Consider the following 21,975-nt stretch of genomic DNA (forward strand, 5'->3'; position numbering starts at 1 on the left):
TAGCCCATATTCTGTAACCGCTTTCATGAAACCGGTTACAAAAGATTGGTCAAAGGATGAGCCTGTATCCGGCCGGCTTCGTCTGGGGCGTGGCGACCTCGGCGTACCAGATCGAGGGAGCGGTGACCGAGGACGGACGGGGGCCGTCCATCTGGGACGCGTTCTGCGCCAGGCCCGGCGCCATCGCCGACGGCTCCTCCGGCGAGCCCGCCTGCGACCACTACCACCGCTGGCCCGAGGACCTGGACCTGATCGCGGGGCTCGGCGCGGGCGCGTACCGGTTCTCGGTGGCCTGGCCCCGGGTGCTGCCCGAGGGGCGCGGCGCGGTGAACCGGCGCGGGCTGGACTTCTACCGGCGGCTCGCCGACGCCCTGCACGAGCGCGGCATCACCCCGTTCGTCACGCTCTACCACTGGGACCTGCCGCAGGCCCTGGAAGAGACCGGCGGGTGGAGGTCGCGCGACACCGCTCTGTGGTTCGCCGACTACGCGGCCCTGGTGCAGGAGGCGATGGACGGCGCGGTGCCGTACTGGATCACGCTGAACGAGCCCTACTGCTCCGCCATCGTCGGGTACGCCGAGGGCCGGCACGCGCCCGGCGCCCGCGAGGGGCACGGCGCGCTGGCCGCCGCGCACCACCTGCTGCTCGGCCACGGGCTGGCCGCCGAGCGGCTGCGCGCGGGCGCGCGCGAGGGGGAGCGGATCGGCGTCACGCTCAACATGTCGCCCACCCTGCCCGGCGGCCCCGAGCCCGAGGACGCCGCGGCGGCCCGCCGCATGGACCTGATGGTGAACCGGCAGTTCACCGAGCCGCTGCTGGCCGGCAGGTACGCCGAGGACCTGGCGGAGGTCTACGGCGCGATCAGCGACTTCTCCTTCCAGCACGAGGGCGACCTGAAGGTCATCTCCGCCCCGCTGGACTTCCTGGGCGTCAACTACTACTACCGGCTGCACGCGGTGGCCGCGCCGTACGCCGAGCCCGACCCGGCCCGGCGCACCGCCTTCGACCTGGGCGCCCGCACGGTCGCGCCGCCGAATCCCCGTACCAGCGGCCTGGGCTGGGTGGTCGAGCCGCAGGGCCTGTACGACACGCTGACCGGCCTGGCCGCCCGCTACCCCGGGCTGCCGCCCGTCTTCGTCACCGAGAACGGCTACGGCGACCACGGCGAGCTGGACGACCGGGGCCGCGTCGCCTACCTGGACGACCACCTGGCCGCGACGAGGCGGGCCATCGCCGACGGCGTGGACGTGCGCGGCTACTTCTGCTGGTCGCTGATCGACAACTTCGAGTGGGCCCGCGGGTACGACGCCCGGTTCGGCCTGGTGCACGTCGATTACACGACCCAGGCGCGCACCCCGAAGGCCAGTTACCGGTGGTTCGCCGAGCACATCCGCGCGTCCTCGTGAGTGGGGGTCGTAGGCTGGCTGCCGTGAGTGAGCGGAGCGAGCGAACCGGTGGGCGCAGTCGTGACTGAGCGTCTGGTGGCCAGGATGAGGGAGTTCGGCACGACCGTCTTCGCCGAGATGACGGCGCTTGCCGTGCGCACGGGGTCGATCAACCTCGGGCAGGGGTTCCCCGACACCGACGGGCCGCCGGCGATGCTGGAGCGCGCGGTGGCGGCGATCAACGGCGGGTTCAACCAGTACCCTCCCGGCCCCGGGGTCCCGGAGCTGCGCCAGGCCGTCGCCGAGCACCGCAAGGCCCACTACGACCTGGCCTACGACCCCGACGGCGAGATCCTGGTCACGGTGGGCGCGACCGAGGCCATCGCGGCGGCGGTGCTCGCGCTGTGCGAGCCGGGCGACGAGGTCGTGCTGTTCGAGCCCTACTACGACTCCTACGCCGCGGCGGTGGCGCTGGCCGGAGCCGTGCGCCGGCCGGTCGCGCTGCGGCCGGTCGAGGGCCGCTTCACCTTCGACCCCGCCGAGCTGCGGGCGGCGGTGGGACCGCGCACGCGTACGATCCTGGTCAACTCCCCGCACAACCCCACCGGCACGGTGTTCACCCGCGAGGAGCTGGCCGAGATCGCGGCGGTGTGCCGGGAGCACGACCTGATCGCGATCACCGACGAGGTGTACGAGCACCTCACCTTCGACGGGGTCGAGCACATCCCGCTGGCCACCTTCCCCGGCATGCGCGAGCGCACGGTGATGATCTCCTCGGCGGGCAAGACGTTCTCGGTCACCGGCTGGAAGACCGGATGGGTGTGCGCGCCGCCCGAGCTGACCCGCGCGGTGCAGACCGTCAAGCAGTTCACCACGTTCACCGCGAGCGCGCCGTGGCAGCTCGCGGTCGCCCACGCGCTCACCCACGAGCTGCCCTGGGTCGCCGCCCTCCGCCGCGACCTCCAGGCCAAGCGCGACCGGCTGATGGCGGGGCTGGCGGCGGCGGGGTTCGGCGTGCTGCGCCCGTCGGGCACCTACTTCGTGCAGACCGACATCCGCCCGCTGGGCTTCGAGGACGGCCTCGCCCTCACCCGCGAGCTGCCGTCGCTGGCCGGGGTGGTGGCGATCCCGACCCAGGTCTTCTACGACCGGCCCGAGTACGGCCGCCACTTCGTCCGCTTCGCCTTCTGCAAGCAGGACGAGGTGATCGACGAGGCCGCGAGACGCCTTGCCTTACTTGGTAAAGGGTCTAACCGCTGATCTTGCCGTCCAGCGCGGCCTCCAGCAGCGGCGTCACCCTGCGCGCGAACGCGGCGGCGCTCTCGCAGTCGGCCTCACCGGCGGCGTGGCAGCGCAGCAGCCGGTGCAGCTCGTCCTGCAGCAGCCGGCTGAACTGGGTGTAGTACGGCGTGGGCGGGCGCGGCCTGGCCGTGCGCAGGGCGGCTTCGAGCACCCCCGCCGGGGCGATGGCCGACAGGGTCTGCGCCGGGGCCGAGGGCGAGGCGGTGGCCTCCGGCGTGGGCCGGTTCGGGCACGACACCGTGGCCGTGAAGGCCGAGGGCCGCGCCGGGGCGAAGCCGCCGCAGTGGTACAGCCGGGCCGCGGCCTCGCGGCCGGTGAGCGCGGCCACCAGGTCCTGCGCCTCGGCCGGGTGGTCGGTGGCCGCCGAGACCGCGAGGTACTGCCCACCGAGGACGCCCGGCCACGGCAGCGGCTCGGCGGCGAACGGCACCCGGTTCTCCCGCTCCTCGCCCGACAGCACCTCGTAGGCGTAGGCCCAGTTGCGCATGAACAGGGCGTGGCCCTCGCGGAACTCGGTGAGCGCGTCGTCCTCGGTGTGCCACAGGGTGTGCGGCGGGATCGCGGCGGGGCCGCCGCCGCTGCCGGGGCGTACGGCCTGGATGAGGGCGTCGAGCCCGGCGCGGCCCTCGGCGGTGTCGATGGTCACCTCGCCTTCCGGACCGGCCCACGCGCCACCGTGGGCCCACACGGCCTCCATGGCGTTGACCACGAGCCCTTCGTAGGCGGCGTACTGGCCGGCGAGCCCGGTCCTGGTAGGGGCGGCGCCGGCGTGGGCGCGTACCTCGGCCATCAGCGCCGCCCAGTCGCGCGGCGCGGCGCGTACGCGGTCGGCGCGGTGGAACAGGAGGGGGACGTCGGTGTTGAACGGGGCCGCGTACTGCACGCCGTCCCAGGCGCCCGCCCGCCACACCGCCCCGGGCACCTCGGCGACGGCCTCGTGCCGCCACCCGTCCAGCGCCGCGAGGTGGCCGCCCTGGGCGAACTCGGGGATCCACTGGATGTCCAGGTTGTACACGTCGTAGGCGCCGCCGCCCGACTGCGCGGCGGCCATCATCTCGCCGCGCTGCTCGTCGGCGACCGGCGAGATCGTGCGGAAGCAGGCGCGGGTGGCCGGGTGGCCGGCGTTCCAGCGGTCCAGGACCTGCTGGCGCACGCCGCCGGAGACGTCCACGCCGGTGGCGATGGTGAGCACGCAGTTGCCGGGCTCGGGCGCGGCCCCGCCGGTGCAGGCGGCGGCGCACACCAGCACGAGCAGGACGGCCAGGGCGGCGCGCGCGGCGCGGCCAGCATGGGCGGCATGCGCGGCGCGGGCGGCATGGGCGGCGCGGGCGGCATGGGCGGCGCGGGCGGCATGGGCGGCGCGGGCGGCATGCGCGGCGCGGGCGGCATGGGCGGCATGGGCTGCACGAGCGGCGCGGGCGGCGCGGGCGGGGCGGGCCGTCATGGCGTCCTCCCCGTGTTCCCGGTGCTCCCCGTGCTCCCGGTGTTCCCGGTGCCTCCGGTGGCGCCCGTGGCGCGGTCGGTCCTGATCGTGCTGAGCGCCTCGTCGGGAGGGGTTCCATCGACCTGGTAGCAGGTCAGCAGGCCGTCGGTAGCGAGGCCGGCGATGGCCGGCTTGCCGCAGCCGGCGCCGCCGAAGGCGAGCACGACGACCTCGGTGCCCTCGTGGTCGGCGAGGTCGGCGGCGCTCAGCCCGTCGGGGCGTCCGCCGTCGGTGAGGATCACGAGTACGCGGCGGCCGTCCTTGCCGCGCAGGGCCGCGATCCCGTCGCGGACGAGCTCGCGCAGGGAGCCGTCGGGGTGCGGCCCCGCGAGGGCGATCGGGTCGAGCAGGGCGAGCAGCCGCGCGCCGTCGTCGCGGACGAACTCGGGCGGGACCGCCTCGGCGTGCGGGGCGTCCGGGCCGCCGGGGCCGGAGGGAAAGGTCCACAGGCCCGTGGTCAGCCGGCCGCGCATGTGGGTGACCAGCTCCCGGGCGACGTCGGTGGCGGCGCGCAGCCGGGAGCCGGCGGTGTCGAGCTTGTTGCTCATGGAGCCGGAGACGTCCAGGGCCATCAGGACGTGGTCGCCGAACACGGCCGTGCCCGCCTGGGCCAGGGCGGTGTCGATCTCGGGCGGCCACCCCGGGGTGACGGCGGCGTCGCGGGCCAGCCCTTCGGCGTGGTCCAGGCGGGGCAGGTCGCCGTCGGCGTCGCGGAAGCCGAGGCCGGGCAGGTCGCGGGCCAGGCGGTCGCACAGGCCGGCGAGCAGGCCGCCGAGGTCGTCGCCCAGTTCGGGACGGTCGGGCCAGGTGACGGGGACGCACTGGTAGCTCAGGGCGTGCCCGCCGGCGGGGTAGAGCGGGTACAGGGGCGGGACGGTTCCGGGAGCCGGGGCGGGGGCGGGACAGTCGGCGCCGGTCCAGGCGCCGCCGCCCGCTCCGGCGCGGGCCCTGTTGAACTCGTAGAGCTGCTGCTCGGTGAGGATCATCGCGGGGATGCGGCCGGCGGGCCCGTCGTCGGCGCGCAGGTAGCGGCACATCACGTCGTGGGCGTCCTCGGCCGGGCCGGCGTCCCGGGAGACGCGCGCCTCCAGCGTGGCGCGCTCGGGGGCGCGGGCGTCGCCGCCCAGCGTGCCGTACATGCCCGTGGTGGCGAGCAGGCCGGTGTTGGAGGTGCGCGCGTAGGTGCGTACGACGGAACGGGAACTGCTGACCCCGTTGATCAGCTTGGCCCAGTCGAGCCTGCCGGGCCGGGGGTCGGCGGCCGAGTCGACGGTGGCCCTGGGCACGGCCAGGACCAGCGGCGAGGTGGCGACGGTGGTGGCCCGGCCGAGGGTGACGGGCTCGGCGCGGCGGACCTGCTCGACCTCGGCGGGGGAGTCGGCGACCCACAGGACCGGGCGAGGGCCGGGGGCCTCGCCGTTCCAGCCGCCGGCGAAGCGGGCGCGCAACTCCTCGGCCGACTCCGGGGCGGTGACGGTGACGTGCGCGGTGCGGCAGCCGCGCCAGTCGGCGCTGTCGCGGCCGTACGCCTCGCCGATCAGGCGTACGGCGGGGGCGGTCTCGCTCGACGCGGTGACCGGGATCTCGCGGGGGATGGGGCAGGACGCCCAGGGGTTGTGGGTGTAGAGGAGGGCGCCGCCCGCGGCCAGGACGACGGCGGCCGACGCGGCTCCGGCCCGCCGCGGCGCCCCCTTGAACAGGCCCGCGGCGCCTCCGGCCAGGGCGAGGAAGGCGCGGGCGAGGTGGCCGAGCACGGTGGCCCCCGCGCGGGCGCTCGCCCGTACGGCCGCGGCGGCTAATCGGGCCGACTTGACGGCGGCGGCGCGCAAGCCGTCGAGCAGGCCGGGCATCCGCCCGAAGACGTTGAACAGCACGCCGCCGAGGACGGCCAGCCCGGCCATGATCAGGGCACGCAGGGGCAGCTCCTCCAGCGGTGCGGAGGCGACCAGCGCGAACAGGGCGCCGACGGAGATGCCCGCGACCGTGTCGGTCACGCTCGCGCCGCGGCTCCGCCGCGTCCGACGCCGCCCCGTCGTCTCGCCGCTCGTCTGTTCCGCCGTGCTCCGGCCCGCCGGCGGGCCCTCGCCTCGTGCCATCGCGTCAGTCGCCCCACGTTCGGCCGCCCCGACTGTGGCTCCACCCTATGGCGGACCTGACCGACTTGTCGTGATAACACGGTGTTCATGAATTCGTGATCCGCGACTTCCCGATCGCGGTCACCTCCTGATCGTGACCGGCACCCGCTTGGCGCCGATCGCCGCGCGGATGGCGGCGGCCAGCTCGACGTACTCGGCGGTCTTGGCGGAGCTGGCCCGGTAGACCAGGCCGATCGTGCGGCCGGGCGCGGGCGGGCGGAAGCGGCGCAGCGCGATGCGCACCCTCTTGCCGGTCTCGACCGGGACGGCCGACTCGGGCACCAGGGTCACGCCGAGGCCGCCCGCGACGAGCTGGACCAGCGTGGGCAGGCTGGTGGCGTAGGTGGTGGAGGCGGCGTGGGCGCCGACCTCGCGGCACACGTCGATGGCCTGCTCGCGCAGGCAGTGGCCCTGGTTGAGCAGCACGATCTCCAGGCCCTTGAGCACGTCGCGGTCCAGCGGGCCGCGGTCCTCGGCCAGGGGGTGGCCGGCGGGGACGGCCAGCAGGAACTCCTCGTCGTACAGGGGCTCCTCGACCAGGCCCGCGACCTCGGTGGGCAGGGCGAGCAGCACCATGTCCAGGCGGCCCTCGCGCAGTTCGGCGAGGACGGTCTCGGTCTTGGCCTCGTGCACGGTCAGCGAGAGCCGGGGGTACTTGCGGGCGAACATCGGCAGCAGCGCGGGCAGCACGTACGGCGCGACGGTGGGGATGACGCCGAGGTGGGCCGGGCCGCTGAACGGCTCGCGGCTCTGCGCCGCCTCGTTGACCAGGTCGTCGAGCGCGGCGAGCACCCGGGCGGCGTGCACCGCGACGCGGTCACCCTCCGGAGTCAGCAGCACCTTTCTGGTCGTCCGTTCCAGCAGCCGGGTGCCGAGCACCTCCTCCAGCGCCGAGACCGCGCTCGACAGGGCGGGCTGGCTCATGCGCAGGGTCGCGGCGGCCTCGCGGAAGTGGAGGTGATCGGCAACCGCCACGAAAGCCCGCAGTTGGGCGACCGTCGGCAGCGGTTCACTGATAACAATCACCTCTCGGAATGGTCGGACTCCTTGATTTCTCAAATCAATTGTAGGTGCGGCAATCTTGCCGGGACGACAGTGCCGTCATCAGGATAAGGAGATCCGAACTTGCTTACCGTGGGTGACCAGTTCCCGTCCTACAACCTCACCGCGTGCGTCTCGCTCGACCCCGACAAGGCGTTCGAGCAGATCGACGAGAAGACCTACCAGGGCAAGTGGCGCGTCGTGTTCTTCTGGCCGAAGGACTTCACCTTCGTCTGCCCGACCGAGCTGGCCGAGTTCGGGCGGCTGAACGGGGAGTTCGCCGACCGTGACGCGCAGGTGCTGGGCGCGTCGGTGGACAACGAGTACGTGCACCACGCCTGGCGCAAGAACCACCCCGACCTGCGCGACCTGCCGTACCCGATGCTGAGCGACGTCAAGCGCGAGCTGTCGGAGGCGTGCGGGGTGCTCGGCAAGGACGGCGTCTCGCAGCGGGCCACCTTCATCGTGGACCCCGACAACGAGATCCAGTTCGTGATGGTGACGGCCGGCTCGGTGGGCCGCAACGTCAAGGAGGTGCTGCGGGTGCTGGACGCGCTGCAGTCCGACGAGCTGTGCCCGTGCAACTGGAACAAGGGCGAGGCCGGCCTCGACGCGAAGGCGCTGCTGGCCGTATGAGCATCGACGCGCTGAAGGAGGCCCTGCCCGCCTACGCCAAGGACATCAGGCTGAACCTGGGCTCGGTGGTGACGACCTCGTCGCTGACCGAGCAGCAGCTCTGGGGCGCCCTGCTGGCCTGCGCCGCGGCCACCCGGTCGCCGCGGGTGATCGCCGAGATCTCCGCGGAGGCCGCCGGGCGGCTCACCGCCGAGGCGTCCCAGGCGGCCAAGGCCGCCGCCGCCATCATGGCGATGAACAACGTGTACTACCGCTCGGTCCACCTGATCGGCGATGAGACCTACGCCACCCTCCCGGCCAAGCTGCGGATGACCGTGATCGGCAACCCGGGCGTGGACAAGGTGGACTTCGAGCTGTGGTGCCTCGCGGTCTCGGCGATCAACGGGTGCGGGCGGTGCCTGGAGTCGCACGAGAAGGTGCTGCGCGAGTCGGGCATGCCGCGCGAGCAGATCCAGGAGGCGCTGCGGATCGCCGCGACGGTGAACGCGGTCGCGGCCACGCTGGAGGCCGAGGCGGCCCTGACCGCCACCGTCTGATCGACCGGGCCGGACCTCGCCACGCCCGGCCCCGGGCACGTGAAGCGGCCCCGCGCGTACGCCGCGCGGGGCCGCTCTCGTCCGTACAGGCCGCTCTCGTCCGTACAGGCGGTTTTCGTTCGTACGGGCCGCCTTCGTTCGTACGGGCCGCTTACGTCCGTACGGGCGCTACTCCGCGGGAGCGGAGGACGACCGGGCGGAGCGGAGGGGGAGCTCCTTCAGGGCCAGGGCGGCGAGGGCGCCGAGCAGGGCGACCGGCACGCCGACCAGGAACACCATGTGCAGGGCCCGGGTGAAGGACTCCAGGATCACCTCCAGCAGCGGGGCGGGCAGGCCGCGGATCGCCTCGGGGGCGCCCAGGTTGGGCGTGCCGCCGCCGCCGACCTGGATGTGCGCGGCCCGCAGGCCGGAGGCCAGCTCGGCGGAGAGCCGGTTGGTCAGGATGGCGCCGAAGGCGGCCACGCCGACGGCGCCGCCGAGGGAGCGGAAGAACGCCACGCCGGAGGTGGTGGCGGCCATGTCGGCGCGGGTGACGGCGTTCTGCGCGGCGAGGATGAGGATCTGCATGCAGGCGCCGAGGCCGGCGCCGAGCACGGCCATGTAGACGCCGATGAGCACCAGCGGGCTGTCCACGTGCAGCGTCGAGAGCAGGTACAGCCCGAGCGCGACCAGGACCATGCCGGCGACCGGGAAGACCTTCCAGCGTCCGGTGCGGGTGACGAACCGGCCGACCGCGATCGAGGCGACGAGCAGGGCCAGCACCATCGGCAGGGTCATCAGGCCGGAGGTGGTGGGGCTCATGCCCTTGACGATCTGCAGGTACTGCGGCATGAACATCAGCGCGCCGAACATGGAGCCGCCGACCAGCAGCGACGCCGCGGAGGTGAGCACGAAGGTGCGGTTGCGGAACAGCCGCGGCGGCAGGATCGGGTCGGCCGCCCTGCGCTCGGCGAGCACGGCGAGGCCGAACAGCGCCACGCTGAGCGCGCCCAGGCCGTAGGTCCAGCCGGAGTTCCACTCGAACTCCGTGCCCCCGAAGGACAGCAGCAGCATCAGGGCCGTGGTGCCGCCGGTGATGGTCGTGGCGCCCCACCAGTCCACCCGGGCGTCCCGGCGCACGAAGGGCAGCTTGAGCACCCGCTGGATGACGAAGAAGGCGACGACGGCGAACGGGATGCTGATCCAGAAGCACCAGCGCCAGGACAGGTTGTCCACGATGAACCCGCCGAGCAGCGGTCCCGCGACGGTGGAGACCCCGAACACCGCGCCGATGTAGCCGGAGTAGCGCCCGCGCTCGCGCGGCTCGACGACGTCGCCGAGGATGATCTGCGGCAGCGCCTGGAGGCCGCCGGCGCCGATGCCCTGCAACGCGCGGGCCGCGATGAGCTGGCCCATGTTCTGGGCGAACCCGGCGGCGATGGCGGCGATGGTGAACACGCCCAGGGCGACCTGGAACATCCGCTTCCTGCCGTACAGGTCGGAGAGCTTGCCCCACAGCGGGGTGGACGCGGTCATGGTCAGCAGCGTGGCGCTCGCGACCCAGGCGAGCTGGTCCTGCCCGCCCAGTGTGCCCACGATCGTGGGCAGCGCGGTCGCCACGACCGACGTCGAGATCATCGACGTCAGCATGGCCAGCATCAGACCGGCCAGGATCTCCAGCACCTGCCTGTGGGTGAAGCGTGGCGCGGCGTCCGTCTTGGCCGGTTGTTCGGTCAGCAAGGAACCCCCCTAATACCTGTACGATGCACATAAAAGTAGTAGACGCGTGTTTACCCGTCAAATCTGGGAGGATGGGGAGGTGGACGAGGTACGGGTGCGCGACAAGGAGGGCACCCGCAAGCGCATACTCGACGCCGCCCGGCGGCTGTTCGCCGAGCTGGGCTACGAGCACGTCACCATGCGGCTCATCGCCGCCGAGGCCGGCGCCAACATCGCCCTGATCAACCGCTACTTCGGCGCCAAGCGCGAGCTGTTCGCCGAGGTCCTGGCCCAGCAGGGCCGCTTCCCCGGGGTGCTCGACGTGCGCGACGAGGCCGACCTGCCGCGCGCCCTGGCCGAGTACGTCGCCGACCGGCTCGCCTCCGACACCGGCAGCCCCGTCGTGGCCACGCTCAGCCGCTCGTCCTCCAGCCCCGAGATCCACGAGCTGATCCGCGATCGGGTCGACTCCGCGATCCTCGGCCCTCTCCAGGACCGGATCACCGGCCCCGACGCCCGCCTGCGCGCCGGCCTGGCCACCGCCCTGATCATGGGCACCGGCACGCTGCGGCAGCTCTTCGGCGCCGACGCCGTACGCGACTACGACCGCGAGGCCGTGGTCGATCGCCTGACCGCCGTCTTCACCGCTTGCCTGACCGCCCCAACCAGGTGATCGGGCCACCCGGACCAGCCCGGCCTCACCTCGCCGCCACGCCCGGAGCACACGGCCTGCCGGAAAAGCCGCCGTCTATGGGCGCATGTTGCCAATGAACCCGGCCCCGCACCTGGTTAGCTTGCCGCTGTGGGAGAACGGCTCGTGATCGCGCTCGGCGGCAACGCCATGACCGCGCCCGACGGCAGCGCCTCGCCGCAGGACCAGCGCGCGGCCGTCGAGGCGGCGATGAAGCACGTCGGCTCCCTCGCCGCCGCCGGCCATCAGGTGATGCTCACCCACGGCAACGGCCCGCAGGTGGGCAACCTGCTGCTGAAGAACCAGATCGCCGCCGACGTGGTGCCGCCGGTCCCGCTCGACTGGTGCGGCGCCCAGACCCAGGGCACGATCGGCACGCTGATCCTCAACGCGCTCACCCACCCCGCCGCGGTCGTCGTCACCCGCACCCTCGTGGACGCCGCCGACCCCGCCTTCGAGGACCCGGTCAAGCCCATCGGCCGCTACTTCACCGAACAGGAGGCCCGCCGCCTGGAACGCCTCGGCCAGACCTGGCGCCGCTTCGAGCGTGGCTGGCGGCGCGTCGTGGCCTCGCCCGAGCCGCGCGAGATCCTGGACGCCCCGGCCGCCGCCGCCCTGCTGGACCGCGGGTACGTCGTGGTGGCCGCGGGAGGCGGGGGAGTGCCGGTGGTGCGCGGCACCGACGGGCGCCTGCGCGGGGTCGAGGCCGTGGTGGACAAGGACCTGGCCGCGGCGCTGCTCGCCCGCTCCATCGGCGCGAGCGCCCTGGTCATCGCCACCGACGTGCCCTGCGCCGTCGCCGGCTACGGCACCCCCGCCGCCCGCCCGATCCGCGAGACCACCGCCGCCGAGCTGCGCCTCCTGCACGCGGCCGGCCACTTCGCGCGTGGCAGCATGGGCCCCAAGGTCGAGGCCGCGCTCCGCTTCGTCGAGCACGGCGGCGCCCGCGCCGTGATCTGCTCCCTGGACGACCTGGGCGCGGCGATCACCGGCACTGCCGGGACGGTGGTCCGATAAAAGGCGGTCCGATAGAAGACGGTCCGATAGAAGACGGTCCGATAGAAGGCGATCCGATAAAGGCCCGACACCGACCATGACGACATGCTGAGCAGAGGGATGGAAATGCCGGATCCGATCGAGGTACGCAAGGTTCCCATCGAGAGCGTGACCGACGCGTCCGGGCTCGCCCGGCTGATCGACGACGGAGTGATCGAGGCCGACCGGGTGCTCGCCGTCATCGGCAAGACCGAGGGCAACGGCGGCGTGAACGACTACACCCGCATCCTCGCCGACCGGGCGTTCCGCGAGGTGCTGATCGCCAAGGGCACCCGCACCCCCGAGGAGGTCGCGCAGATCCCGCTGGTGTGGTCGGGCGGCACCGACGGCGTGCTCAGCCCGCACGCGACCATCTTCGCCACCGTGGACCCGGCCACCGCCCCGCGTACCGAGGAGCCCCGCATCTCGGTGGGCGTGGCCATGAGCGAGGTCATCCTGCCGGAGGACATCGGCAGGCCCGCCATGGTGGAGAAGGTCGCCGCGGGAGTGCGCGAGGCCATGAAGATCGCCGGCATCGACGACCCCGCCGACGTCCACTACGTGCAGACCAAGACCCCGCTGCTCACGCTGGCCACCATCAACGACGCCAAATCGCGCGGCCAGGACGTGGTCACCGAGGACACCGGCCCCTCCATGGACATCTCCAACTCCACCACCGCCCTCGGCATCGCCGTCGCCCTGGGCGAGATCGAGATGCCCAGGGCCGACCAGATCCACCGCGACCTGTCCCTGTACTCCTCGGTCGCCTCCTGCTCCAGCGGGGTCGAGCTGGACCGGGCGCAGATCGTGGTGGTCGGCAACGTACGCGGCATCGGCGGGCGCTACCGCATCGGCCACAGCGTGATGAAGGACGCCCTGGACGCCGACGGCATCTGGGAGGCGATCCGCTCCAGCGGCATCGACCTGCCCGAGCGCCCCCACCCCAGCGACCTGCGCGGACGCCTGGTCAACGTGTTCATGAAGTGCGAGGCCGACCCGACGGGCCGCGTACGCGGGCGGCGCAACATCATGCTCGACGACAGCGACGTCCACTGGCACCGCCAGATCAAGGCCACCGTCGGCGGCGTGGCCGCCAGCGTGACCGGCGACCCGGCCGTCTTCGTCTCCGTGGCCGCCGTCCACCAGGGCCCCTCCGGCGGCGGCCCCGTAGCCGCCATCGCCGACCTAGGCTGATCGCCGCCTGACGTCAGCCTGACGCAGTCTGACCCAGGCCGGGCGCAGCCTGACGACCTGCGCCCGGCCCCGCCCGCACGACCGACTACGCTGCATGAGCGTGGTGAGCATTCCCCGGCCCCTGGTGCCCGACGACGACGGCAGCGCCGACGCCTCCGTGTCGGCCGCCCTGGCCGCCTTCTCCGCAGGCACGGCGGACGCCGTGCAGGTGCTCACCGCGCTCAGCACCGCCCGGGTGCTCGTGCCGGTCGTCGCGCTGCTCACCGAGTCCGAGGTGGGCGCGCACGGCATCCGGCAGGAGAAGGAGAGCGAGATGGCCCTCCCCAAGCTGATCGGCGAGGACGGCCGCGAGGCGGTGCTCGCCTTCACCGGCACCGACTCCCTCACCCGCTGGCGCCCCGACGCCCGCCCCATCCAGGCCACCGGCCCCCAGGTCTGCCGCGCCGCCGTCCAGGAACAGGCCGCCGCCGTGGTCGTGGACGTCGCGGGTCCCGTCCCCTTCGTCATAGAAGGCACCCTCCTCCAGGCCCTGGCCGCCATGGACGGCCCCCCGGAGACCCTGGCCGCCCGCCTGTCCGGCACCGGCGTGACCGTCGCCCGCCTGGCCCCCACCCCTCCTCCCCGCCGCCGTTTCCCCTGGCTCCGCCGCCCCCGCTGACCCTCCAGGGGACGGGCGCGCCCACTTCCCCAAGGCTCCGGCCCTCGCGCCGCACCCTTTGTGCGGGGACGGGGCATGGCGTGTGACCGCCGCCGCTCGGCGCCTCCGCTGCTCGTGCTGCCCCTCAGGACTCGTGCTGCCCCTCAGGAGTGGACGGAACGTGGCGGGTGGTCGCCGCTTCCCCCTTGGCTTGACACGCGGCGTCCTGACGTGGGGGGCGTACGCCGTATCCGGCGCGCTGAGGGCTGGGCGGGACGGCGGGTGAGTAGGGGGTTACTCATGTCCGTGTGCCGGAGGGCGGCGTATCACTGGAGGACCGGCGAGAAGGGGGCCTGTCACGACCGCCCGTGCCGGGCGGTGTCGTGCTCACTGAAGGACTCACTGAAGGAGATCACGGTGAAGCGCACCAATCGTTTTCTCGAAGTCGCCGCGGTCGCCGGCGTCCTCGTCCTGGGCGTTTCGGGCCTGGGGGCTACGGCGAGCGCGGCGGTGAGTGCCGCGCCCGGATGCGATGTCGCGGCGGCCTACTACGACACGGCTCCGAACAGCGGCAACATCGCCATGGTGAGCAATGCGGTGCACTGCCTCATCGACGCCGAGCGGGCCGCGGCCGGGCTTCCCCCGCTGACCCGGGTGAGCTCGCTGGACGCCGCGGCGTCCGGGCACGCCGCTGCCGCGGCGAGCCTGAAGTGGTGGAGCCCGGGAGCGGATTCGCACACCAACCCGCAGACCGGTTCGACGCCGTGGAGCCGCATCACGGGCGCGGGCTACTGCCCGAACCCGGTGTCGTGGGCCTACGCCGAGACGACGTACACCGGGTGGGGCGGCTCGGGGACGCCGAGGGCCGCCGTTCACTGGTGGGTGCACGTCAGCACGTACGGGCATCGCCAGATCGTCCTGAGCCCGACGCTGACCCAGCTCGGCGTGGGCGTCGCGGCCGGAGCGGCGGACCCGGCCGGGGCGGGCGGGAGCGGCGGAGGCACCTACGTGGTCGACTTCGGGCGTTGCCAGCAGTAGCCGGTGGCGGCTATCGCCGCGCAGTGACCGGCGTTGGCAGGCGTCGGCCCTCCCCGCCCCGGGGCATGCCGGCTTCGGCATACCGCTGTGGGGCGGGGGAGGGCGGCGTAGGGTCGGGGGCGTGGTGGGGTGGGCGGTGGGGCTGGCGGTCGTGGTGGGGGTCGCGGCGGGGCGGTTGCAGCGGGAGTGCGTGGTCGCCGAGCGGTGGCGGGAGGCCGGGGTCGCGGGGCTGGGCGGGGCCGGAGGGCTGGGGTGGGGGCGGTTCTCGGCGGTCACGGTCCTCGGGCTCCTCGCCGTGGGGGTGGCGCTCGGCGGGCGGCCCGGGGAGGTCGTGGCGGCCGGGTGGCTGGTCGTGGTGGGGGTGCCGCTCGTGCTGATCGACGTGGGGCTGCTGCGGCTGCCCGATCCGCTGACCGGGCTGGCGTACGTGGGCGTGCTGGCGGCGCTGGGGGGCGCCGCCGTCGCGGCCGGGCGGTACGACGCGCTGGGGCGGGCGGCGCTGGCCGGGGTGGCGCTGGCGGGGTTCTATCTTGTGATGTTCGTCATCAGCCCGGCGGGCGTCGGGCTGGGGGACGTGAAGCTGGCGGGCGCGCTGGGCACGGCCCTGGGCTGGTACGGGTGGGGGCAGGTCGCCGCGGGCACGTTCGCGGCGTACGCGCTGGCGGCCGCGTACGGGCTGGGGCTGATGGCGCTGCGCGGCGCGGGACGCAAGACGGAGCTGCCGTTCGGGCCGTTCATGCTGCTCGGGGCGCTGGCGGTGATCTGCCACGCGGGCGCGGGCGGGTGAGCCGTGGCGGCGCCGCGCGAGTGACATGGAACAATTGATTTCATGTTGCGCTGGTTGACCGCAGGGGAGTCACACGGCCCCGAACTCGTCGCGATCCTGGAAGGCCTGCCCGCCGGGGTGGAGGTGACCACCGCCGACATCGCCGAGGCGCTGCGGCGGCGCCGGCTCGGCTATGGCCGGGGCGCGCGGATGAAGTTCGAGCAGGACGTGGTGACCATCGTCGGAGGGGTGCGCCACGGCCGCACGCTGGGCAGCCCCGTCGCCGTGCGCGTCGCCAACAGCGAGTGGCCCAAGTGGGAGACCGTCATGGCGGCCGACCCCGTCGATCCCGAGGTGCTGGAGGGGCAGGCGCGCAACGCGCCGCTCTCGCGCCCGCGTCCGGGGCACGCCGACCTGTCCGGCATGCAGAAGTACGGCTTCGACGACGCCCGCCCGGTGCTCGACCGGGCCAGCGCGCGCGAGACCGCCGCCCGGGTGGCGCTCGGCCGGGTCGCGACCGCGTTCCTGAAGCAGGCGCTGGGTGTGGACATCGTCAGCCACGTGGTGTCGATCGGCCGGGCCCAGGCCCCCGAGGGCGTCATCCCCGGTCCGGGCGACCTGGCCGCGGTCGATGAGGACCCGGTGCGCTGCTACGACCCCGACGCCAGCGCCGCGATGGTCAACGAGATCGAGACCGCCCGCAAGGAGGGCGACACGCTCGGCGGCGTCGTCGAGGTGGTGGCCTACGGCCTGCCGCCGGGCCTGGGCAGCTACGTGCACTGGGACCGGCGCCTCGACTCCCGCCTGGCGGGCGCGCTGATGGGCATCCAGGCGATCAAGGGCGTCGAGGTCGGCGACGGCTTCGAGACCGCCCGGCGCCGCGGCTCCCACGCCCACGACGAGATCGTCGGTGAGCCGGGCGGCGTGCGCCGGGTCACCAACCGCGCCGGCGGCATCGAGGGCGGCATGACCAACGGCGAGCCGCTGCGGGTGCGCGCGGCCATGAAGCCGATCTCCACCGTGCCGCGCGCGCTGTCCACGGTGGACGTCCGCACCGGCGAGCCCGCCAAGGCCATCAACCAGCGCTCCGACGTGTGCTCCGTCCCGGCGGCCGGCGTCGTCGCCGAGGCGATGGTCGCGCTGGTGCTCGCCGACGCCGCGGTGGAGAAGTTCGGCGGCGACTCCGTCGAGGAGGTCGCGCGCAACCTGAGCGGCTATCTTTCCTCCATGCTCAAGCCACCACACCCGCAGTCGGCGGTGACCACATGATCCACGCCGTGCTCATCGGGCCGCCCGGCGCGGGCAAGTCCACCGTCGGCCGCCTGCTCGCCGACCGGCTCGGGGTCGGCTACCGCGACACCGACGACGACGTGGAGGCCGTCGCGGGCAAGCCCGTCGGCGACATCTTCGTCGAGGACGGCGAGGAGCGCTTCCGCGAACTGGAGGCCGAGGCGGTGCGCCGGGCGCTGGCGAGCCACGACGGCGTGCTGTCGCTGGGCGGCGGCGCCGTGCTGAAGGAGGAGACCCGGCGCCTGCTCGGCGGCCACCCGGTGGTGTACCTGGAGGTGAGCCTGGCCCAGGCGGTGCAGCGGGTCGGCCTGGCCTCGGCCCGGCCGCTGCTGGTGCTCAACCCGCGCAGCAGGTTGAAGAAGCTGCTCGACGAGCGCCGCCCGGTCTACGAGGCGCTGGCCAAGCTGACCGTCAAGACCGACGACCGCGAGCCCGACGACATCGCCGAGGAGATCGCGGGGGTGTTCGGCCGGTGACCGTCACCCGCATCCCGGTCAAGGGCGAGCGGCCGTACGACGTCGTGGTCGGCACCGGCGTGCTCGGCGAGCTGCCGTCGCTGCTCGGCGAGGGCGTGCGCACGGTCGCGGTGGTGCACCCCGAGAGCCTGCCCGAGATCGCCCGCCCCGTGTGCGGCCCCGTCGAGCGGGCCGGGTTCCAGGTCGTCGCGCTGCCGGTGCCCGACGGCGAGCGCGCCAAGACCGCCGAGGTCGCGGCGGGCCTGTGGTCGCAGTTCGGCCGCCACGGCATGACCAGGTCCGACGCCGTGGTGGGCGTCGGCGGCGGCGCCACCACCGACCTGGCCGGGTTCGTGGCCGCCACATGGCTGCGCGGCGTCAAGGTGGTGCAGGTCCCGACCACGCTGCTGGCCATGGTCGACGCGGCGGTGGGCGGCAAGACCGGCATCAACACCCCCGAGGGCAAGAACCTCGTCGGGTCCTTCCACCCGCCGGCGGGCGTGCTGTGCGACCTGGCCACGCTGGTCTCGGTGCCGCGCGACGACTACGTCGGCGGGCTGGCCGAGGTGATCAAGGGCGGGTTCATCGCCGACCCGGCGATCCTGACCCTGATCGAGGACGACCCGCAGGGCGCGCGCACCCCCGAGGGCCGGCACACCCGCGAGCTGATCGAGCGCAAGATCCAGGTCAAGGCCGACGTCGTGGGGGCCGACCTGCGCGAGTCGGGGCTGCGCGAGATCCTCAACTACGGCCACACGCTGGGCCACGCGATCGAGCGGGTGGAGGACTACACGATCCGCCACGGCGAGGCGGTCGCGATCGGCATGGTGTTCGCCGCGGAGCTGTCGCGGCTGTCGGGCCGGATCGGCGCCGACCTCGTGGATCGTACGCGGTCGATCCTGACCTCGGTCGGGCTGCCCACGGCGTACCGGGCGGAGGCGTGGCCGGCGCTGCGCGACCACATGCGGCTGGACAAGAAGAACCGCGGCGCCAGGCAGCGGTTCGTGGTGCTCGACGGCCTGGCCGAGGTGGGCAGGCTGGAGGACCCGCCGGAGGAGCTGCTGGAGGCCGCGTACGCGGAGGTGTCCAGGTGATGATCGAGGCAGTGGCGGCGCGGCTGGAAGGGCGGCGGGCGTGAGGCAGGTGTACGTACTCAACGGGCCCAACCTGGGGCGGCTCGGCACCCGCGAGCCCGACGTCTACGGGGCCGAGACCTTCGCCGACCTGGCGGCGCTGTGCCGCGACGCCGGCCGCGAGCTGGGCCTGTCGGTGGACGTGCGGCAGACCGACGACGAGGCCGAGCTGATCGGCTGGCTGCACGAGGCCGCCGACGGCAAGATCCCGGTGGTGCTCAACCCGGCGGCGTTCACCCACTACTCCTACGCCGTGCGCGACGCCATCGCCATGCGCACCGCCCCGCTGGTCGAGGTGCACATCTCCAACCCGGCCGCGCGCGAGGAGTTCCGGCACACCTCCGTGGTCGCGGCGGTCGCGACGGGCACGATCGCCGGCTTCGGCCTGCACTCGTACGTGCTGGCGCTCCAGGCCATCGCGTCCCTGGAGGTCGCGGGGGCGTGAGCGCCACCTCCAACGGGCGTGCCCGCGCCTCCTTCGTCGCGGTCGGCGACAGCTTCACCGAGGGCCTGAACGACCCCGGCCCCGACGGCGGGTTCCGGGGCTGGGCCGACCGCGTGGCGGAGCGCCTGGCCCTGGACGAGCCCGGCTTCCGCTACGCCAACCTGGCGGTGCGCGGCAAGCTGCTGGAGCAGGTCGTCACCGACCAGGTGCCCGTGGCCGTGGCGATGCGGCCCGACCTGGTCAGCTTCTGCGCCGGCGCCAACGACCTGCTGCGGCCGGGCGCCGACCCCGACCGGATGGCCAAGACCTTCGCCCGCGCCGTGCGCGAGCTGCGCGCCACGGGCGCCGAGGTGCTGCTGTTCACCGGCGTCGATCCGCGTGACACGCCGATCATGCGCCGCGCCCGCGGCCGGTTCGCGATCTTCTACCTGCACGTGCGCAGTATCGCCGACCTGTACGGCTGCCGCCTGGTGGACCTGTGGTCCATGCAGGGCCTGCGCGACTGGCGGGCCTGGAGCGAGGACCGGCTGCACATGAACGAGGAGGGCCACCGGCTCGTGGCGGCCCGGGTGCTGGACGTGCTCGGCGTGCCCGGCGGCGGCTCCTGGCGCAAGGAGTGGCCGCCGCGCCCGGTGGTCGCGCCCCGGGACCGGCGCGCCGAGGACGCCCGGTGGATGCGCGAGCACCTGCTGCCGTGGGTGGGCCGCCGGATCAGGGGCACCTCCTCCGGCGACACGATCACGCCCAAGCGGCCGGAGCTGGCGCCGTACGAGTGATCCGGCGACCTGTGCGGGTGATCAGCCGGGGTGATCGGCCGGGGTGATCAGCCTCCGGCGGCGGTGAGGCGCTTCAGGGCGGCGCGGACCATGCCGGGGTCGGTCGTGGTCCAGAACGGCGGGAGCGAGGCGCGCAGGAACCCGGCGTAGCGGGCGGTGGCCAGGCGCGGGTCGAGCACCGCGACCACGCCCTTGTCGGTCTGCGCGCGCAGCAGCCGGCCCGCGCCCTGGGCGAGCAGCAGCGCGGCGTGGGTGGCCGCCACGGCCATGAACCCGTTGCCGCCCTTGGCCATCACGTGCCGCTGCCGGGCCGAGGCGAGCGGGTCGTCGGGGCGCGGGAAGGGGATGCGGTCGATGATCACCAGGCGCAGCGACGGGCCGGGCACGTCCACGCCCTGCCACAGCGACAGGGTGCCGAACAGGCAGGTGGGCTCGTCCTCGGCGAACTGCTTGACGAGCAGCATCGTGGAGTCGTCGCCCTGGCACAGCAGCGGCACGTCCAGGCGGTCGCGCAGGGCCTCGGTGGCCGCCTTGGCGGCGCGCATGGAGGAGAACAGCCCGAGGGTGCGCCCGCCCGCCGCCTCGATCAGCTCGGCGATCTCGTCGAGGTAGGCGTCCTGGAGGCCGTCGCGGCCGGGCGGGGGCAGGTGCTTGGCGACGTACAGGATGCCGCTGCGGGGATGGTCGAACGGCGAGCCGACGTCCAGGCCGGTCCACTCGGACGCGTCGTCCGACCCGCTCCGGCCCAGGCCCCACTGCGCGGCCAGGCCGTCGAAGGTGCCGCCGAGCGCCAGCGTGGCCGAGGTGAGCACCACGGTCCGGTTGCCGAACAGCTTCTCGCGCAGCATGCCCGCGACCGTCAGCGGGGCGATGCGCAGCGTCGGCGGGAACCTGCCGCCGCCCTCGTCCAGCCACACCACCTCGGCGCGGTCCACCTCCTCGGCGTGCCCGTACGCGTCGAGCATCCGCTGGGCGGTGTCGTGCACCTCGTCCAGCGCGGTGAAGGCGGCCTTGCGGGCGCCCGCGGCCTCGGCGTCGTCCTTGCCGGTGCCGCGCGGGCCGAGGGCGGTGATGCACGCGCGGGCGGCGTCGCGTACCAGGGCGAGGGTCTGGCCCAGCACCGGGGGCAGGTCGTCCACGCGCCCCGGGGGCGCGGCGGCGAGCAGGGCCTTGAGGTCCTCGGCGGCCTCCTGCAGCCGGTCGGCGACCTGCTGCTCGATGAGCCGGCCCACCCGGCGCACGGCCAGGCTGACCGTGGCCTCGGACAGCTCGCCGGTGACCACGGAGGTGACCCGGTCCACCAGCTCGTGCGCCTCGTCCACGACGACCACGTCGTGCTCGGGCAGCAGCTCGAAGTCCTCCATCGTGTCGATGGCGAGCAGGGAGTGGTTGGTCACCACGATGTCGGCCTCGCCGGCCCGCGCGCGGGCCAGCTCGGCGAAGCACTCGGCGCCGCTCGGGCACTTCTGCGCGCCCAGGCACTCTCTGGCGCTGACCGAGAACTGCCGCCAGGCGTTGTCGTTGACCCCCGGCACCAGCTCGTCGCGGTCGCCGGTCTCGGTTTCCTCGGCCCACTCCTGGATGCGCTGCACCATGCGCCCGGTCGCGCTGACCTCGCGCGGGTCGAAGAGCTGGTCCTGCTCCTCCTCCGGCCACGACGCGGTCATCTTGTAGCGGCACAGGTAGTTCCTGCGGCCCTTGAGAATCGCGAACGTCGGCGGGTGGGGCAGCTCGGGGGCCAGCGCCTCCGCCAGGCGGGGCAGGTCGCGGTCCACGAGCTGGCGCTGCAGCGCGATCGTGGCGGTGGAGACCACCACGGCCGAGCCCGACAGCATCGCGTGCCGGATCGAGGGCACCAGGTACGCCAGCGACTTGCCGGTGCCCGTGCCGGCCTGCACGGCGACGTGCTCCTCGCGGTCGATCGCGTCCTGGACGGCCCGCGCCATCCGCACCTGGCCGGGCCGCTCGCTGCCGCCCAGCGCGTTCACGGCGGCGCCGAGCAGCTTCTCCACAGGAGGCAGGAGCTCGGCGCCCTTCGCCTTCCTCGCGCGGGGGGAACGCTCGCGTCCGGTGGACGGGGCGGCGGTGCGGCTGGGGTCGATGGTGGCGTCCGGCACGGCAGTCAACGCTACCCGCTCGGACGGACAGTCGCGCCGATACGCGCCCCCCGCGCCCCGGCGGGGGGTGTCCGGACGGTGTCCGGGCAGTGACCGGCTGGACGCATCCCGGCATTCCCGGAGCCGGACGGGACGCCGCGTGGCAGACTGGCACCAGCCCGAGCGGCTCTCCCCGATGATCG

The 21,975-nt window shown here is 73.9% G+C and carries 20 protein-coding genes; 15 read left to right on the forward strand and 5 right to left on the reverse strand.

From position 1 onward, the window contains the following. The first annotated feature begins 56 nt into the window (after nucleotides 1–56). Together HNP84_RS03935 and HNP84_RS03940 are read left to right on the forward strand one after the other, a co-directional pair. Nucleotides 57–1,406 (forward strand): GH1 family beta-glucosidase, encoded by a 1,350-nt coding sequence (locus HNP84_RS03935; RefSeq protein ID WP_185047962.1) that lies wholly within the window; start codon nucleotides 57–59, stop codon nucleotides 1,404–1,406. A 60-nt stretch (nucleotides 1,407–1,466) separates the two neighbouring features. After that, on the forward strand, nucleotides 1,467–2,645 hold the full coding sequence (locus HNP84_RS03940; protein WP_312923649.1) for a pyridoxal phosphate-dependent aminotransferase: 1,179 nt from the start codon (nucleotides 1,467–1,469) through the stop codon (nucleotides 2,643–2,645). On the opposite strand, the gene HNP84_RS03945 is transcribed toward HNP84_RS03940, so the two are convergent. The 3 genes from HNP84_RS03945 to HNP84_RS03955 all read right to left on the reverse strand — a co-directional run bounded on the left by HNP84_RS03945 (nucleotide 2,635) and on the right by HNP84_RS03955 (nucleotide 7,331). Further along, nucleotides 2,635–4,131, reverse strand: a complete 1,497-nt coding sequence (locus tag HNP84_RS03945; RefSeq protein ID WP_185047963.1) for an extracellular solute-binding protein — start codon at nucleotides 4,129–4,131, stop codon at nucleotides 2,635–2,637. The two genes, HNP84_RS03940 and HNP84_RS03945, sit on opposite strands and share 11 nt — an antisense overlap. Then, the gene (locus HNP84_RS03950; RefSeq protein ID WP_185047964.1) at nucleotides 4,128–6,164 is read right to left on the reverse strand and encodes a vWA domain-containing protein; all 2,037 of its coding nucleotides are present in this window, start codon (nucleotides 6,162–6,164) and stop codon (nucleotides 4,128–4,130) included. The genes HNP84_RS03945 and HNP84_RS03950 overlap by 4 nt, the downstream gene beginning before the upstream one ends. A 222-nt stretch (nucleotides 6,165–6,386) precedes the next feature. Further along, nucleotides 6,387–7,331, reverse strand: coding sequence for a LysR substrate-binding domain-containing protein (locus HNP84_RS03955; RefSeq protein ID WP_185047965.1), 945 nt, complete (start codon nucleotides 7,329–7,331; stop codon nucleotides 6,387–6,389). A gap of 108 nt (nucleotides 7,332–7,439) precedes the next feature. On the opposite strand from HNP84_RS03955, the gene HNP84_RS03960 reads away from it, so the two are divergent. Further along, entirely contained in the window at nucleotides 7,440–7,982 is a 543-nt protein-coding gene (locus HNP84_RS03960) for a peroxiredoxin (protein WP_425586079.1), read from the forward strand. Further along, nucleotides 7,979–8,518 (forward strand): alkylhydroperoxidase, AhpD family, encoded by a 540-nt coding sequence (ahpD, locus tag HNP84_RS03965; protein ID WP_185047967.1) that lies wholly within the window; start codon nucleotides 7,979–7,981, stop codon nucleotides 8,516–8,518. Before HNP84_RS03960 ends, ahpD begins: the two co-directional genes overlap by 4 nt. A gap of 168 nt (nucleotides 8,519–8,686) precedes the next feature. Here the strand turns inward: ahpD and HNP84_RS03970 are convergent, their stop codons facing one another. Beyond that, entirely contained in the window at nucleotides 8,687–10,237 is a 1,551-nt protein-coding gene (locus HNP84_RS03970) for an MDR family MFS transporter (protein WP_185047968.1), read from the reverse strand. A gap of 79 nt (nucleotides 10,238–10,316) precedes the next feature. Here HNP84_RS03970 and HNP84_RS03975 point away from each other — a divergent pair, with 79 nt between their 5' ends. The 11 genes from HNP84_RS03975 to HNP84_RS04025 all read left to right on the forward strand — a co-directional run bounded on the left by HNP84_RS03975 (nucleotide 10,317) and on the right by HNP84_RS04025 (nucleotide 19,676). Then, nucleotides 10,317–10,889 (forward strand): TetR/AcrR family transcriptional regulator, encoded by a 573-nt coding sequence (locus tag HNP84_RS03975; protein ID WP_185047969.1) that lies wholly within the window; start codon nucleotides 10,317–10,319, stop codon nucleotides 10,887–10,889. Between the two features lie 129 nt (nucleotides 10,890–11,018). Further along, nucleotides 11,019–11,924: a carbamate kinase gene (locus tag HNP84_RS03980; protein WP_312923654.1), complete on the forward strand. Its 906-nt coding sequence runs from the start codon at nucleotides 11,019–11,021 to the stop codon at nucleotides 11,922–11,924. Nucleotides 11,925–12,029: 105 nt separating this feature from the next. Next, nucleotides 12,030–13,136, forward strand: coding sequence for a barbiturase (gene bar / locus HNP84_RS03985; RefSeq protein ID WP_185047970.1), 1,107 nt, complete (start codon nucleotides 12,030–12,032; stop codon nucleotides 13,134–13,136). A gap of 100 nt (nucleotides 13,137–13,236) precedes the next feature. After that, the gene (locus HNP84_RS03990) at nucleotides 13,237–13,794 is read left to right on the forward strand and encodes an SseB family protein (RefSeq protein ID WP_185047971.1); all 558 of its coding nucleotides are present in this window, start codon (nucleotides 13,237–13,239) and stop codon (nucleotides 13,792–13,794) included. Between the two features lie 396 nt (nucleotides 13,795–14,190). Next, nucleotides 14,191–14,811: a CAP domain-containing protein gene (locus HNP84_RS03995; protein ID WP_221335850.1), complete on the forward strand. Its 621-nt coding sequence runs from the start codon at nucleotides 14,191–14,193 to the stop codon at nucleotides 14,809–14,811. A gap of 121 nt (nucleotides 14,812–14,932) precedes the next feature. Further along, on the forward strand, nucleotides 14,933–15,598 hold the full coding sequence (locus HNP84_RS04000) for a prepilin peptidase (RefSeq protein ID WP_221335851.1): 666 nt from the start codon (nucleotides 14,933–14,935) through the stop codon (nucleotides 15,596–15,598). A 42-nt stretch (nucleotides 15,599–15,640) separates the two neighbouring features. Next, the gene (gene aroC, locus HNP84_RS04005) at nucleotides 15,641–16,846 is read left to right on the forward strand and encodes a chorismate synthase (RefSeq protein WP_185047973.1); all 1,206 of its coding nucleotides are present in this window, start codon (nucleotides 15,641–15,643) and stop codon (nucleotides 16,844–16,846) included. Then, nucleotides 16,843–17,343, forward strand: a complete 501-nt coding sequence (locus HNP84_RS04010; RefSeq protein WP_185047974.1) for a shikimate kinase — start codon at nucleotides 16,843–16,845, stop codon at nucleotides 17,341–17,343. Before aroC ends, HNP84_RS04010 begins: the two co-directional genes overlap by 4 nt. Continuing rightward, nucleotides 17,340–18,416 (forward strand): 3-dehydroquinate synthase, encoded by a 1,077-nt coding sequence (gene aroB / locus HNP84_RS04015; RefSeq protein ID WP_185047975.1) that lies wholly within the window; start codon nucleotides 17,340–17,342, stop codon nucleotides 18,414–18,416. The genes HNP84_RS04010 and aroB overlap by 4 nt, the downstream gene beginning before the upstream one ends. A 40-nt stretch (nucleotides 18,417–18,456) precedes the next feature. After that, nucleotides 18,457–18,900 carry a type II 3-dehydroquinate dehydratase gene (gene aroQ, locus HNP84_RS04020; RefSeq protein ID WP_185047976.1) on the forward strand — a complete coding sequence of 148 codons (444 nt, stop codon included), beginning with the start codon at nucleotides 18,457–18,459 and terminating at the stop codon, nucleotides 18,898–18,900. Beyond that, nucleotides 18,897–19,676, forward strand: a complete 780-nt coding sequence (locus tag HNP84_RS04025) for an SGNH/GDSL hydrolase family protein (RefSeq protein WP_185047977.1) — start codon at nucleotides 18,897–18,899, stop codon at nucleotides 19,674–19,676. Before aroQ ends, HNP84_RS04025 begins: the two co-directional genes overlap by 4 nt. Before the next feature lie 47 nt (nucleotides 19,677–19,723). On the opposite strand, the gene HNP84_RS04030 is transcribed toward HNP84_RS04025, so the two are convergent. Further along, a complete protein-coding gene (locus HNP84_RS04030; protein ID WP_185048421.1) occupies nucleotides 19,724–21,697 on the reverse strand; it encodes an ATP-dependent DNA helicase in 1,974 nt (657 codons plus the stop codon). Nucleotides 21,698–21,975 lie beyond the last annotated feature (278 nt).

This window comes from Thermocatellispora tengchongensis (genome assembly GCF_014202315.1).
In the GTDB taxonomy this organism is placed as follows: domain Bacteria; phylum Actinomycetota; class Actinomycetes; order Streptosporangiales; family Streptosporangiaceae; genus Thermocatellispora; species Thermocatellispora tengchongensis.